General features: G+C 41.4%; 10 protein-coding genes and 1 tRNA gene. 5 read left to right on the plus strand and 6 right to left on the minus strand.

Annotation, left to right across the window (positions count from 1 at the left end; translation table 11 throughout):
- Positions 1-214: 214 nt before the first annotated feature.
- The gene (locus H6A61_RS10775) at positions 215-2,845 is read left to right on the plus strand and encodes a transglutaminase domain-containing protein (protein WP_204393541.1); all 2,631 of its coding nucleotides are present in this window, start codon (positions 215-217) and stop codon (positions 2,843-2,845) included.
- On the opposite strand, the gene H6A61_RS10780 is transcribed toward H6A61_RS10775, so the two are convergent.
- Together H6A61_RS10780 and H6A61_RS10785 are read right to left on the minus strand one after the other, a co-directional pair.
- Positions 2,832-3,578, minus strand: coding sequence for a copper homeostasis protein CutC (locus tag H6A61_RS10780; RefSeq protein ID WP_204393543.1), 747 nt, complete (start codon positions 3,576-3,578; stop codon positions 2,832-2,834). The two genes, H6A61_RS10775 and H6A61_RS10780, sit on opposite strands and share 14 nt — an antisense overlap.
- Positions 3,579-3,667: 89 nt before the next feature.
- A tRNA-Arg gene (locus H6A61_RS10785) sits at positions 3,668-3,739 on the minus strand.
- A gap of 230 nt (positions 3,740-3,969) precedes the next feature.
- Between H6A61_RS10785 and asnA the strand changes: the two genes are divergently transcribed.
- Positions 3,970-5,010, plus strand: a complete 1,041-nt coding sequence (gene asnA, locus H6A61_RS10790; RefSeq protein ID WP_154043959.1) for an aspartate--ammonia ligase — start codon at positions 3,970-3,972, stop codon at positions 5,008-5,010.
- 139 nt (positions 5,011-5,149) lie between these two features.
- Positions 5,150-5,812 carry a uracil-DNA glycosylase gene (gene ung / locus H6A61_RS10795; RefSeq protein WP_204393545.1) on the plus strand — a complete coding sequence of 221 codons (663 nt, stop codon included), beginning with the start codon at positions 5,150-5,152 and terminating at the stop codon, positions 5,810-5,812.
- A 7-nt stretch (positions 5,813-5,819) separates the two neighbouring features.
- On the opposite strand, the gene H6A61_RS10800 is transcribed toward ung, so the two are convergent.
- On the minus strand, positions 5,820-8,576 hold the full coding sequence (locus H6A61_RS10800; RefSeq protein WP_204393547.1) for a putative LPS assembly protein LptD: 2,757 nt from the start codon (positions 8,574-8,576) through the stop codon (positions 5,820-5,822).
- Between the two features lie 101 nt (positions 8,577-8,677).
- On the minus strand, positions 8,678-9,214 hold the full coding sequence (locus tag H6A61_RS10805; RefSeq protein ID WP_154043962.1) for an HD domain-containing protein: 537 nt from the start codon (positions 9,212-9,214) through the stop codon (positions 8,678-8,680).
- Between the two features lie 70 nt (positions 9,215-9,284).
- Here H6A61_RS10805 and H6A61_RS10810 point away from each other — a divergent pair, with 70 nt between their 5' ends.
- Complete coding sequence (locus H6A61_RS10810; RefSeq protein WP_204393549.1) at positions 9,285-10,448, plus strand: exo-beta-N-acetylmuramidase NamZ family protein; 1,164 nt, start codon at positions 9,285-9,287, stop codon at positions 10,446-10,448.
- Between the two features lie 211 nt (positions 10,449-10,659).
- On the opposite strand, the gene ffh is transcribed toward H6A61_RS10810, so the two are convergent.
- Positions 10,660-11,985 (minus strand): signal recognition particle protein, encoded by a 1,326-nt coding sequence (gene ffh / locus H6A61_RS10815; protein ID WP_204393551.1) that lies wholly within the window; start codon positions 11,983-11,985, stop codon positions 10,660-10,662.
- A gap of 256 nt (positions 11,986-12,241) precedes the next feature.
- Entirely contained in the window at positions 12,242-13,564 is a 1,323-nt protein-coding gene (locus tag H6A61_RS10820; RefSeq protein ID WP_204393582.1) for an MATE family efflux transporter, read from the minus strand.
- 235 nt (positions 13,565-13,799) lie between these two features.
- Between H6A61_RS10820 and H6A61_RS10825 the strand changes: the two genes are divergently transcribed.
- Positions 13,800-15,149: an OmpP1/FadL family transporter gene (locus tag H6A61_RS10825; protein WP_204393554.1), complete on the plus strand. Its 1,350-nt coding sequence runs from the start codon at positions 13,800-13,802 to the stop codon at positions 15,147-15,149.
- Positions 15,150-15,218 lie beyond the last annotated feature (69 nt).

Raw genomic sequence — 15,218 nt, forward strand, 5'->3', positions numbered from 1 at the left:
TAGATTCCACCTCGCGATGGACACCCTTGCTTTTGGCTGTATGATTCCCGCTATTAGGGCTCATTGGGGACTTGCACCCGTTAGCTAATACTCATGCTGAGCGTACATATAAAATCCTGCAAAGCTTTCTCTTTGCAGGATTTTTTGTTTTTATGAAATAAATTACTGTAAATGTTATATCTTTACCAAGAAATCAACTAACAAAAACACAATTATGTTAAGACATCTATTCTTTTCGCTAAGCCTTGCTTCAGCATGTCTGCTGACAGGTTGCCACAATGAGAAACATTTCATAAACGATTCGGACTACAGATTAAAGGTAGAAAACGACTTTGCAGAAAAAAAGACAATACTGAAAAACGGAAATCTGTTCGAAATATTCAATACAGAAATGACTGCCCAAGAAAAAGAAGCATTACAGTTTCTTTATGCCTATATGCCACTAAGCGACATAGCAGACAATTCCGGTGATTTCTTCCTTGAAAATATCCGTCTTTCATTCAAGATAAGAGAAGCCTCATCATGGGGAAAGAGTATTCCCGAAGATATCTTCAGACACTTTGTACTCCCCATAAGAGTCAACAACGAAAATCTTGACAATTCGAGAGCATATTTTCAGAACGAATTATGGCCAAGAGTAAAAAATCTGTCAATGCATGATGCCGTACTCGAAACCAACCACTGGTGTCATGAGAAAGCCACTTATACCCCATCCGACAGCCGTACAAGTTCTCCACTGGCTACAATAAAAACAGCCTACGGAAGATGCGGTGAAGAATCTACACTACTTGTCGCAGCACTCCGTGCCATAGGCATCCCGGCACGCCAGGTATATACACCCCGTTGGGCACACACAGACGACAACCATGCATGGGTAGAAGCATGGGTGGACGGCAAATGGTGTTTTCTCGGAGCATGCGAACCGGAACCCGTACTTAACCTGGGATGGTTCAACTCGCCCGCAAGCAGAGGAATGCTTATGCACACAAAAGTATTCGGATCGTACAGCGGAAAAGAAGAAAAGATGATTCAGACTGCCAACTATACAGAAATAAACATCATAGAAAATTATGCAGACAAATCGTCTGTCACCGTTACAGTAAAAGACGACAAAGGAAATGCTGTAGAAGGAGCGAACGTAGAGTTCAAACTATACAACTATGCAGAATTCTTCACTGTATATAAGCAGAAAAGCAATGCACAGGGACAGGTTTCACTATCAGCCGGTCTTGGAGACATGATGGTATATGTTTCTAATGATGATAAGTTCGGTTTTAGAAAAGTATCATTCGGAAAAGAAAAGACAGTAGAAATCATTCTGGGACACAATGTAAATGATGCCTATTGTGAAAATATGGATATAGTGCCTCCTGCAGAGAATACCAAACTACCGTCCGTAACAGAAGAACAACGCAACGAGAATGATATAAGACTACATCATGAAGATTCCATCAGAAATGCCTATATAGCTACATTCCCAAATAGGGAGAGCATTGATAAGTTCGCCAAAGAAAACAATCTGAAATACGAAGATATAGAAGGATTCATCATCAAGTCAAGAGGTAATTATGCTGAAATCATGAAATTCCTGAGTAATTCCTCAAAAAACGAAATGTACAAAAAAGCGATAGAGTTATTAAAGAACATCACCGACAAAGACTTGAGAGATACACCATGCAGCGTTCTTGAAGACCACCTCTACAATACTCCGAACAACGCCAGTGCGGAATATGTGCTTTGTCCGCGTGTAGATAATGAACTTCTCACCCCCTACCGTTCATTCCTGCAGAAAGAAATTCCAGAAAGTCTGAAATCTGAATTCACATCAAATCCTCAAACTCTTGTAAAATGGTGCTCGGACAGCATTACCGTAAGAAATGACCTGAACAAAGGCGGTGCTCCTACATCACCTATAGGAACATGGAGATGCAGGGTTGTAGATTCCCAATCACGCGAAATATTCTTTGTGGCAGCTGCCAGAAGCCTCAGCATACCGGCATGGAAAGACGTCGTAACAGGAAATATCTATTATACCGACAATGGCAAAACTCATCAGGTTGACTTCGAGATATCAGAAACTTCAAAAACTCCTGAAGGAACACTGATAGCTACATATAAGCCTATCCCGAGACTGAACGATCCAAAATATTATACCCACTTCACAATATCAAAATATGAGGAAGGCAGTTTCAAACTGCTGAACTATCCTGAAAATGCCACATGGAGTTCATTGCTGAAAAACGGTCTTAAAATTGAAGAAGGATACTACATGCTCACTACCGGCAGCCGTCTGGCAAACGGAAGTGTCATGAGTAATGTTTCATTCTTCACTGTAGAAAAAGATAAAGAAACAAAAATAGAACTGACCATGCGCGACAATGCTGAAGAAATAAGAGTTATCGGCAATTTCAACTCCGAACTGAAATACACCGATATCACCACAAAAACAGAAACATCCATACTCTCTACCACAGGAAGAGGATATTTCGTTGTCGGCATATTGGGTACCGGTCAGGAACCTACAAATCACGCGCTGAAAGATATAGAAATCAAAAAGGAAGAATTTGAAAAATGGGGACGCAAAATTATACTGTTATTCCCTGACGAAAAGTCTTACAGGAAATTCTCTCCAACCGATTTTCCAAATCTTCCTTCAAATATTGTTTACGGTATAGACACCAACAATGCTATAAGAAACGAGATTTCACAGAACATGAAACTCTCAAACGGAGGCAATCTGCCAATATTCATTATAGGCGATACATTCAACCGTGTTGTCTTCCAGATTGACGGTTACACCATAGGAACAGGCGAACAGCTTATCAGAACAATCAACGGTCTATAAGCGCACCAATTGTGTTTCGTACACGGGCAGCGGTAGTCACCGGAGTGAGATACTCATCTACCGTCACCGTTCCACCCATAGACAGAGCCGGATTGCGATACAGCATCCGGCTTTCCTTATTCTCACGTGCGGAGAAATGGAATTCCGAAGCCCCAGTTTTAGCTGCCAGTTCGCGAATATTTCCTTCATTAACTCCGCAGCCAGGCATTATAATAATCCTGCCGGCAGACTGTTTCACAAGTGATGCAAGCAACTCTGCTCCCTCGGCGGCTGTAGGTTGCTGACCGGAAGTAAGTATTCTTGACACTCCCATCCCGATAAGGCTTTCCATAACTTCAGCCGGATGGCGCACATAATCGAATGCCCGATGGAATGTAATATTCATTCCTTCAGACGCCTTAACCAAACGTGTCATTGCAGGCATGTCAAGTTCAGCTTCAGGAGTCAGACAGCCGAACACCACTCCATCAGCACCCGCCGCTTTCACAGCACGTATATCCTCTTCCATTATATCCAGATCCAATGGGGAATAGACAAAGTCTCCCCCGCGCGGACGTATTATGACGTGCAGTTTTATATCCAGTAACCGTCTGGCAAGTCTGACCTCCCCTATTGAAGGAGTTGTTCCTCCTTCAGGCATTGAGGCACAGAGTTCAACACGATGCGCTCCACCTTCCTGGGCCGCAAGACAACTTTCCACCGAATTGGCACAAATTTCAAAAGTATATTCCATAGCTACATTTATAAAAAAAGTGCGGATTACACTCATCATACTTGACAAACATCCAGTATAATCAACGTAATACGCACTCGAAAAGTTTGTACGCCCATGGGGAGTCGAACCCCAATCGATGGAACCGGAATCCATTATTCTATCCATTGAACTATGGGCGCATTCTATTTTAATATTATGAAATCGGGTACAAAAATAATAAGTTTATCGGAATTAGGAAACAAAGTTCCATGTAAAATACTATCAATAAGAAGTAAAACCTACGCTTACGAATGACAATTATTCAATAATCTTACTCAATATATAAACTTTTTGATAACTTTTTCGTTATAATAATTGCATATTTACAAAATATACCTATCTTTGCCAACAAAACTAATAACACTAAATCATGAGTTACTTAATAAAACCTGCCAACTATAAGGCTCTGCTTGACATGAAACAGACAGAGCTTGGCATCAAACAAATAAAAGAATTTTTCCAACAGAACCTTTCGTCTGAACTCAGACTACGCCGTGTCACCGCACCATTATTCGTACTGAAAGGAATGGGTATAAACGATGACCTTAACGGAGTGGAACGCGCTGTTTCTTTCCCTATCAAGGACTTGGGCGACCAACAGGCAGAAGTTGTACATTCACTTGCAAAATGGAAAAGAATGACACTGGCCGATTATAACATCGGTCCCGGATATGGTATCTATACCGACATGAATGCAATACGTGCAGATGAAGAATTGGGCAACCTCCATTCATTATATGTCGATCAGTGGGACTGGGAAAGGACTATCACACCGGAACAAAGGAATATAGATTTCCTGAAAAGCATAGTAACCAGAATATACTCTGCCATGCGACGCACTGAATATATGATATGCGAAATGTATCCGCAGATAAAATCTTTCCTTGCACACGACATACAGTTCATACATTCAGAAGAACTTTTACAAATGTATCCAGACAAGACTCCTAAAGAAAGGGAAAATCTGATTACGAAAAAATATGGTGCCGTATTCATTATAGGTATAGGATGCAAGCTTAGCAATGGCGAGCCTCATGACCTTCGTGCCCCTGACTATGACGATTATTCCACTATAGATCCGGCAACCGGACTGCCTGGACTCAACGGTGACCTTCTGGTATGGAACGAAGTGCTGGGACGTGCCATAGAGCTTTCGTCAATGGGTATCCGCGTTGACAAGGAAGCACTGTTACGCCAATTGGAACTTTCAGGAAAAGAGGACCGAAAGGAATTATATTTCCACAAAAGACTTCTGAACGGCTCACTGCCACTGAGCATCGGCGGTGGTATAGGACAGTCACGTCTGTGTATGCTATATCTGAAAAAGGCACATATAGGCGAAATACAAGCCAGCATATGGCCTGAAAGCATGAGAAAAGAATGTGAAGAACACGGCATGACACTTATTTAGGCAAACAGGTAAAAATAAATATATTTATCCAACGGAGTTCAGTGACCACGTTAAGTGGCAAACAGAACTCCGTTGTTTTTTTATTTATAAAATATTACCTTTGCGAATACAATAAAACAACTGAATATAAAAAACAACAATGAACGTACAGATAGAAGAATCATGGAAGGAAGCATTAATGCCGGAATTCTCGAAAGACTATTTTATACGGCTGACAGATTTCGTGAGAAAAGAATATCACGAAACTACCGTCTATCCGCCGGGAAAACTCATATTCAATGCTTTCAACTTGTGTCCTTTTGACAAGGTAAAGGTAGTAATTATCGGACAGGATCCTTATCATGGTCCCGGTCAGGCACATGGATTATGTTTCTCGGTAAATGACGGAATTCAACCTCCGCCTTCACTAGTGAATATATTCAAGGAAATAAACAATGACCTTGGCAAACCAATCCCACAAAGTGGCAATCTTACCAGATGGGCAGAACAGGGCGTACTATTGCTCAATGCTACACTGACAGTACGTGCGCATCAGGCCGGCTCACACCAGAGAAGAGGATGGGAAGAATTTACAGACGCAGTCATCAGAAAACTGGCAGAAGAAAAAAGCAATCTTGTGTTCATCCTGTGGGGTGCTTATGCTCAGAAGAAAGGAGCATTCATTGACAGAAGCAAACATCTTGTCCTGACATCCGTTCACCCTTCGCCATTGTCGGCACACAGCGGTTTCTTCGGAAACCACCATTTCAGCCTTGCCAATGACTATCTTATAAAAAACGGCAAGACAGCCATCGACTGGTGATAATGTATTAATACCAAGTAACCGCACTACCGGTATTGCTTCGCTGATCCCATTTAAGGGCATCAGTAAGCATGCTGGAGTTGGCGCGGATAGTAAAGTTATACGAAGTATAAGGTCCGAACACCAATCCGCAACTCATATTGAAACAGTGAAGGTCGCGGGTTATATTAAGCGTAGTCATTGACAATTCTTTTGTAGTAAAGTCATATCCGGTAGAATAATTCATATTCCAGCGGCTACCAATCTTAAAGTTACCTGAGATATTCAGCGAATGTGTCAGTTTATACGGATATCTCATGGTTTTGATATTTATCTTCTTTTTGTCCGAATTATCTTCACGTATGCTATAGCTATAGCTTAAACTTACACTCCAAGGAAGCTTAAATGCCATATATCCGTCAGGACTGATAGAAGCAGCCTCAGTCTTTCTCATATTCGAATTATTCTGTTCCTGTTCTTCCGTCTTTTCTTCGTCATTCTCATCTTCACTGTCATTCTCGCCATCCTTCTTTCCGTCTTTTTCATCTTTCTTTCCGAACAGCTTCTTGAATGTGTCATTATTCAGAGTATAAGAGAACGAACCGCTATATCCCTGGAATCGTCCGAAACGTCCGTACGACCATTCTGTGCGGTCACCCACAACGACATTACCATTCTTATCGAACTCATAAGCATATGTAGCGAACGAAGCATTCATATTGAAAGTATAGTTCTTGGTAAGTTTCAAACGTACGTTCATGCTCAAATCACTCCATCTCTTGTTTGCTACATCGTAAGACATTGACGCTCCCAACTGGTCAACAAGACTTATCTTCCTGTATCCGGTAGTATCACGATCCGATTTCATCTTCATTTCGATGTTATTGTCAACAGAGAATGAGATGTTCTGCGACATAGTCTTTCCCGGAGTACCGTATGTCATACCGTCATAGAGTGAATATTCCACTGTACGTACCTCTCCGTTTTCGTCGGTATAGGTATATGTGTCATAATACCCGAATCTCTTCGTTCCGAAATTCGGCGTATAAGTATAGCTTACCGTAGGAGTAAACACATGACGTACCTGTATTTCCTTGCTCTTCATGAAAAGAGGCTTGTACATACCGTAAAGTTTGGTATTCATCTGTACGGACATGTTATAGTCATACACACGGTTAAATCCGTTTATTGTATCCTTACGTATATGATCCGAAGTATTCAGAGTCGGGTCATAACTCCTCTTTATCTTGTTAAGATACCATCTTTCAGTATAGTTGAACGACGGAACAATGTTTATGTACTTAAACAGGTTGAAGGTAGCCGATACCGGTATCTTGTGCTGAAATCCGTTTTTCCATTGTGTAAGAGGAGTCTTGAACAGAAGGTTGTCCTTTGTGTTTACACTGTTTGTCATGGCTCCTGTATATTGGAATGAAATCTTTTCATACCAACGCTCGTCACCTGCAGATTTCTTGCGCTTGAACGGATAGATACGGTTCAATGAGATGTTCACGTCAGGCAACGTCATGTTAATAGACGAATCTCGTGTATTCTGAGTGATATTGAACGATCCGGAGATATTAAGACCTATTTCCGGGAAACTGCGTGAGTAACTGATACTTGAAGCCTTGGTATTCTGGGCATACTGCTGCGGATTATACAAACTGTTCAAGCTGGAACGGTCGTAACTACTTGTAGCAAAGTTCACACTTGCCGAGAACGAGCTGTTAGGGCTTGCCTTGGCATCCTGACGATGGCTCCACTGGATACGGAAGTCTTTCGATACGGAATAGTCCGGCATTCCCTTGTCACCTGTCTTGGTAACAATATAGCTTGCATTGAACGAACCGCTGAACTTATATCTCTTGTTATAGTTGGATGCTGCAGAAAGTCCCCACGAACCTTTTGTAAAGATTTCACCCAGAACCTTCAAGTCCATCTTGTCACTTATGGCAAAGTAGTAACCGCCATCACGAAGATAGAATCCACGGTTAAGCTCATCACCATAGCTAGGCATGATGAAACCTGATGAATAACTGCTGTTAAACGGGAAAAAACCAAAAGGAACAGCTATAGGCAAAGGAACATCTTCCACCACAAGATGGGCAGGTCCGAAAACCACATTCTTCTTCGGGCGTACTTTTGCCATAGACAATTGCAGATAGAAGTGAGGATGTTCGTGATTGTCACAGGTAGTATATCGGCCATGCTGCATATAGATTTCGTCTTCAGCACCTTTCTTTGCGTCACGGCTTGTCACGTATCCCTCTCCCTGCTGTGTCACGATACTGTTTATAAAACCTTTCTTGGTCTTGAAGTTATATCGCATTATCTTTGATTCGTATGGAGTCTCACCATCCTTGAATACTGGCAGACCGGACTCAACCCCAGCCGTATCCTTCACACCTCTGGCATATACAGTATTACTGTCCATGTTCATTGTGATAACAGCGGAAGTAAGTTCTATCTTCTGATAATTAACCTTTCCTGAACCGTAAAGATGAGCAAAACCTCCCTTTGTAAATACAATAGAATCGCTTGCTTCATATACCACAGGAGCGTCCAGGGCATCCTTATTTTTTGCCGTATCAGAAGCCAAAGAGTCCGATGATAGAGAATCAACAGAAAGGGAATCAATATTTAACGAATCGGTTTTTATTTCGGACGATACATTCCTACCCGAACGCCTTCCCCTAACCCTCTGCGCCTCAGCGTAGAAAGTGGAAACAAGACCGAGCAGAAACAATATTATAAATATGTATGTAGTTCTTTTAAACGATGTCATTATATATCTTTTTCGCGATAAGCGATACAAAAGTAAGCATTATCACTTAAATAACACTATAAGCAATTGGTTTTTAAAGTATTTTTACGACAAAATAAATATTACAAGAACATCTCGCACCACTTGTCAAACCTTACAAGTCCTTCTTCACCATGCTTTTCTATACTCTTGCGGGCTTTTTCCAACGACTTTTCATTATCAAGTTTTGTCTTTGAGAAAAACTTGTCGGCAAAACATATAATCTGCTCTTCCAGGCTTACAGGAAGCATATCCCTATGCGGAACAGGAAGGTCACGCTCAACGATAGCTTTCAACGACAGACCGGCACCGGTATGACGCTCGCACACCAATGCATGACGTGGATATCCTTCCTTTCGTACAAGATCGGCACCCAGATAACCATGACATATATACGGATAAGTGCCGTAACAATATATACTGTCGGCATCTGTAAGGAATATACCTATATCATGAAGCATTGCAGCCTCTTCTATAAACTGCATGTCCAGATTCAGCTCCGGATGCTTACGTGCCATCTCCAGAGCCTTGTCTGCCACCGAACGGCTGTGTTTCAAAAGAATCTTTTTAAGTTCGTTATCTTCGGGATAATATTTATCAATCAGTGCTATTGGGTTCATAACTGGAAACTTATTATATTTGCATTATTATAATTCGATTTACAAAACTAATAAATAATATCGTCCAATCATGAAATATCTCGTTATTTTACTATTAATTTCTTTCTCCGGCATATGTGGAGCCGCAAACATACAGAACGGAGCCGACCAAATAGAGACACTGATGTCTTTAATCAATAATAAAAGAATTGCCCTTGTGGCAAACCAGACTTCGCTTGTCGGCAGTACTCACCTGCTTGACACATTATGCTCCTTAGGTCAAAGACCTGTGGCTCTGTTTGCTCCTGAACACGGCTTCAGAGGTAAGGCCGATGCCGGAGAGACAGTGAAGGACGGAAAGGACGTAAAAACCGGAACTCCCATTATTTCTCTGTATGGAAAAAACAAGAAACCATCTGCCACAGCCCTGGCTGACATTGATATGATAGTGTTCGACATTCAGGATGTAGGAGCAAGATTCTACACATACATAAGTACTTTATATTATGTGATGCAGGCTTGTGCCGAAAACGGTAAGGAGCTTATAGTGCTCGACCGCCCTAATCCTTGCGACTATGTTGACGGACCTATCCTGAAAAAGGAATACAAAAGTTTTGTAGGAATGTTACCTATCCCTGTGCTGCACGGATGTACAATGGGAGAACTGGCGGGAATGATTAACGGCGAAGGATGGCTTGGCAACAATATGAAGTGTAATTACTCAGTAATAAAGATAAAAGGATGGAAACATGGTGACCCATATTCACTTCCGGTGAAACCCTCCCCCAACCTGCCAAACGACCAGTCCATTGCCCTTTATGCATCTCTGTGTCTGTTCGAGGCTACATCAGTAAGTGTAGGACGCGGAACGTATTTCCCTTTCCAGGTGATAGGTTCGCCATTATTACCAAAAGACAAGTATCCCTTTTCATTCACACCGAAAGCTTTGGAAGGTTTCGACAAAAATCCTTTGCACAAGAACACTGAATGTCATGGCATCGACCTGAGAAATACTGACGCAAAACAACTGAACGGATTTTCATTGAAATATGTCATCGAAATGTACAATGAATTCAAGAAAATGAACAAATCCGAATCATTCCTTACACGCCCCAAATGGTTCGATCTGCTGATGGGAACCAATCAGGTAAGACTGGATATGCTAAATGGTAAATCGGAAAAAGAGATACGTTCTGCATGGCTTGAAGACCTGAACAAGTACAAGGAAATGCGTAAAAAATATATGCTATATTAAGCGTGCGCACGTTCGACCTAAAACGGGCGTCCATTTTAATCAAAACGGGCGTCCCTTTTACCTTAAACGTGCGCACGTTTTTTCCGGGTATAAAATATGCCGTATAATCATTAAAAACAACACATAAAAAAATCGGACTAAATACCATTTAAATAGTGTTTGAATACTGTTTAAACGGTATTTAGCCCGATTTATATTCTAAAACGAAGTATTATTTCTTCTTCAGCTTCTGCATCATACCTGCCATCTTGCTGCCAGTAACCATCTTCATCATCTTACGAGTCTGGTCGAACTGCTTGAGAAGGCGGTTAACTTCCTGAATGTTTGTACCACTACCTTTTGCGATACGCATACGGCGCGAACCGTTCAGGATTTCAGGATGAGTACGTTCTTCAGGTGTCATAGAATAGATGATTGCCTCAATGCTCTTGAAGGCATTGTCGTCAATATCAATATCCTTGATAGCCTTACCCACACCCGGAATCATGGAAGCAAGTTCCTTGATGTTACCCATCTTCTTGATCTGGTTTATCTGTGTAAGGAAGTCATTGAAGTCGAACTGGTTCTTCTGGATTTTCTTCTGAAGACGTTTAGCTTCTTCTTCGTCGTACTGTTCCTGCGCACGTTCAACGAGTGATACGATATCACCCATGCCGAGGATACGGTCTGCCATACGTGCAGGGTGGAACAAATCTATTGCATCAAGCTTTTCGCCTGTACCTACAAACTTGATAGGCTTGTTAACTACAGTACGGATAGAAAGTGCGGCACCACCACGGGTATCACCATCCAGCTTAGTAAGAACTACACCGTTGAAGTCAAGGCGTTCATTGAACTCGCGTGCTGTGTTTACAGCATCCTGACCTGTCATTGAATCAACGACAAACAGTGTTTCATCAGGATTGATAGCTTTCTTGATAGCCTCAATCTCGTTCATCATCTGTTCGTCGATAGCAAGACGACCGGCTGTATCGACAATCACCAGGTCATAACCTTTAGCTTTTGCTTCATGGATAGCATTCAATGCAATCTGTACAGGATCTTTGCTGTCAGGTTCAGAATAAACAGGAACTTCAATCTGCTGTCCAAGCACCTTCAGCTGTTCGATGGCTGCAGGACGGTAAACGTCGCAGGCTACCAACAGAGGCTTACGGTTTTTCTTGGTTTTCAGCATACGTGCCAACTTTCCTGAGAAAGTAGTCTTACCTGAACCCTGGAGACCTGACATAAGTATCACTGCAGGGCGTCCTTTAAGTTCAAGCTCAGCTGTTTCACCACCCATCAGTTTGGTAAGTTCGTCATGAACAATCTTAACCATCAACTGACTTGGCTTAACTGCAGTAAGCACGTTCTGTCCCAAGGCTTTCTCCTTTACTGTATCTGTAAAGTTTTTCGCAACCTTATAGTTCACGTCGGCATCAAGCAAAGCACGACGTACATCTTTCAGAGTCTCGGCAACATTGATTTCGGTGATTTTACCTTCACCTTTCAATATCTTAAACGACCTCTCAAGTCTTTCACTTAAATTATCGAACATATATTATTTTGATTTTTCTTAATTTCTTCTATTTCAACGGGGTGCAAAAATACATAAAAAAACTTAGAGCCCGTTTTAATTTTCCATAAAAAAGAGTTTATAACCCATTTTTCGCTTTGTTTTGAGTTTCTTTTTGGTCTATTTCCCAGCTTTCAATCGGCGCATAGCCCGCTATGCTTCTCACTAAAGCCGAAAAATATCCTCAAAAATAAATATCAAAACAACAGTGTGCAAAATTAAAACAGGCTCTTTAACCTCAAATCTTTTTATTCTGCCATTTAGCTTTTTTCAAATATATAAGACTAAAAGTCAGCATCAACACATAATATATTATCTCTGTGGTAAAACATATCTCGACAGGCTGACGGAGAACCATACCAACCACAACTACATAAAGAGCATAGAATATTTGGATACCGACTTCTACTCCTAGAGCAGCCTGAGTATTGCCCGTACCAGATATTCCGTTGAAATAAATATTTGCCAATGCAGCTATAAGCATTGATGCACAGACAACATAAAGTGCCGGTATAGACTCGGCTACAAGACCGGAATCACTCGTATAGATAGAGAGAATCGGATCAGGGAATATTACTGTAAGCGCAACACATACCACCATTATGAGAAATGAAATGCCTGCAATGCGGTGAAGCAGAGCTATAACCTTGTCAGTTCCTCCCGCACCTATCAGATTACTAACCAACGTATTGGCGGTAGTGGCCAATGCCTGAACCGGAATGAGCAACACTATATACACACTTCTTACGATATTGGCTATAGCCAGTTCTCTTTGTCCCAAACGCTCAAGGGCCATAAAAAACACAAACCATATTGCCATAGCAAGGAAATATTGCACCATGGTGAATGACGATATTTGCAATATCCTGCCTACCATACCGAAATCCATTCCTAAAGAACGTCTGAAACCGTATTTTCTAAGATCAATCCTGCAATATGTATATATCAGGAAGAATACCAGTGATGACGCTTCTGCTATAACGGAAGCCAAAGCTGCACCTCTGACACCCATCTCAGGCAATCCCAATTCACCGAACACCAGACCATAGTCGAGTACTACATTGACGAGTGCCATCACAACGGAACTGAGAGTCAAGACTTTCGTATTGGTGATTCCAATATAAAAAGCCCTGAACATTACATTGAGAAAAGCAAAAAGAAATCCCCAGATACGCCATGTAAAAAACTGATATGTAGCCTCGTATATAGTATCGGAAGTTATAAGCATACGTATCAGCGGACCGGCAAAAATATACATAACCACAGCAAGTACTACAGCCATAAGGAAGCTGAACATACTGCCCTGCATCATGACGGGACCGACATCACGGTAGTTTCCTTCACCGTTGCGGCGCGCTATCAATATCTGCGAACCTATACTGAAACCGAATGCCACTGTATAGACACAGATATATAGGAGGCCTCCCATTGCGGCAGCTCCCAAAGCCACTTCACCTACATGTCCGAGGAAAGCAGTATCTGTAACATTGATAATATTTTGGGCAAGCAGCCCGAGAAGTATAGGATAAGTAACGCGCCAGATTTCTTTATTGGAATACATAGTCATACACGATGTTTATTCTATATTATAAATATGCAGCAAAGATACGAAAAGAACTCTTCAATACATAATTTCATATAATATTATATATGTATTCCCGATGGCTGAAAGATGATTTTGTTTCACTTAAAACTATTTCATTCACACCAATATTATTGCATTACAATCAAAAAGACTTGTATATACCAAACAAAAGCGCTACCTTTGCGGCTTCATAACCAATTTTTAAAGCTAAATGAATAAATTTTTATTATTAGGCGCAACGGCGCTTATCGTTTCAAACACAACTTTCGCAGGAGATTATCTGACTAACACAAACCAACATGCGGCATTTTTGAGAATGGCAGCACGTGGAGCGTCAATAGATGTTGACGGAGTTTACAGTAATCCTGCAGGTCTTTCTTTCCTGAAAGAAGATGGCTTCCATCTTTCTCTGACAGGACAGAGTGCATATCAGACTAGGGAAATAAGCGCTACATCAGGATTGTGGACACTCGACGGACAAAGTACAACACAAAATTATAAGGGAACCGCATCGGCACCTATAATTCCTTCGTTTCATGGTCTATACAAAAAAGGTGACTGGACTGTTTCTGCAGCATTTGCAATAACAGGAGGTGGAGGTAAAGCATCGTTCAGCAACGGACTTCCTATGTTCAACGCACTTGCCACCGGATTGATACAGCAAAAGACTCAGGGCTTGGTTAAACCTTCAATGTATGACATAAACTCTGCCATGGACGGAAAACAATACATCTATGGCGTCCAGCTTGGTTTCAGCTATAAGATAAACGACTGGCTGTCTGTATATGCAGGTGGCAGAATGAACTATATGACCGGAGGATATGAAGGTTATCTCAACGCATCACTCACAGAACAATATGCAGCCATGGCTCCTGCTTTGGGACTTCAGGACGCAACCATAGCGGATATCAATCTGAAATGTGACCAAAAGGGATGGGGAATAACTCCTATTCTAGGTGCTGACTTCAAGCTCAACAAACTTAACATCGGCTTGAAATATGAATTTAAGGCAAACCTAAACATTGAAAATGTTTCAAGCAAGATGGAACTGATTAATGTAGATGAAGCATACCTGGCAGACTACAAAGAAGGAGTAAATACTCCAAGCGATATTCCTTCAATGCTTTCAGTTGCAGCCGGATATGAGTTCTTACCCAATTTGCGTGCTTCGGTAGAATACCATTTCTTTGATGACAAGCATGCAGGAATGGCTTCGGACAGACAGAAAACACTTAATCATGGTACACACGAATATTTGGCCGGTATAGAATGGGATGTAATGAAATATATTACTGTCAGCGGTGGCTTCCAGAAAACCAACTACGGACTCAGTGATGATTTCCAGACAGACACAAGCTTCTACTGCGATTCTTATTCATTAGGTTTCGGAGCCAGAATCTATCTGAGCAAGTCACTGAATATGGATATCGCCTACTTCTGGACAAACTATAATGACTATACAAAAGAGTCTGACAATTATTACAATACAGGCACTAAAGGAACAAATATCTATAGCCGTACCAACAAGGTGTTTGGCCTCAGCTTGAACTATAATTTCTGATAACTTTTTACTTAAAAAACAAAAGCCGTTTGTAGATGCAAATCCAACTACAAACGGCTTATTTTTTAT

Origin of the sequence: Bacteroides caecigallinarum, from assembly GCF_016901995.1 — a bacterium.
GTDB classification, from domain to species: Bacteria; Bacteroidota; Bacteroidia; order Bacteroidales; family Bacteroidaceae; genus Phocaeicola; species Phocaeicola cellulolyticus.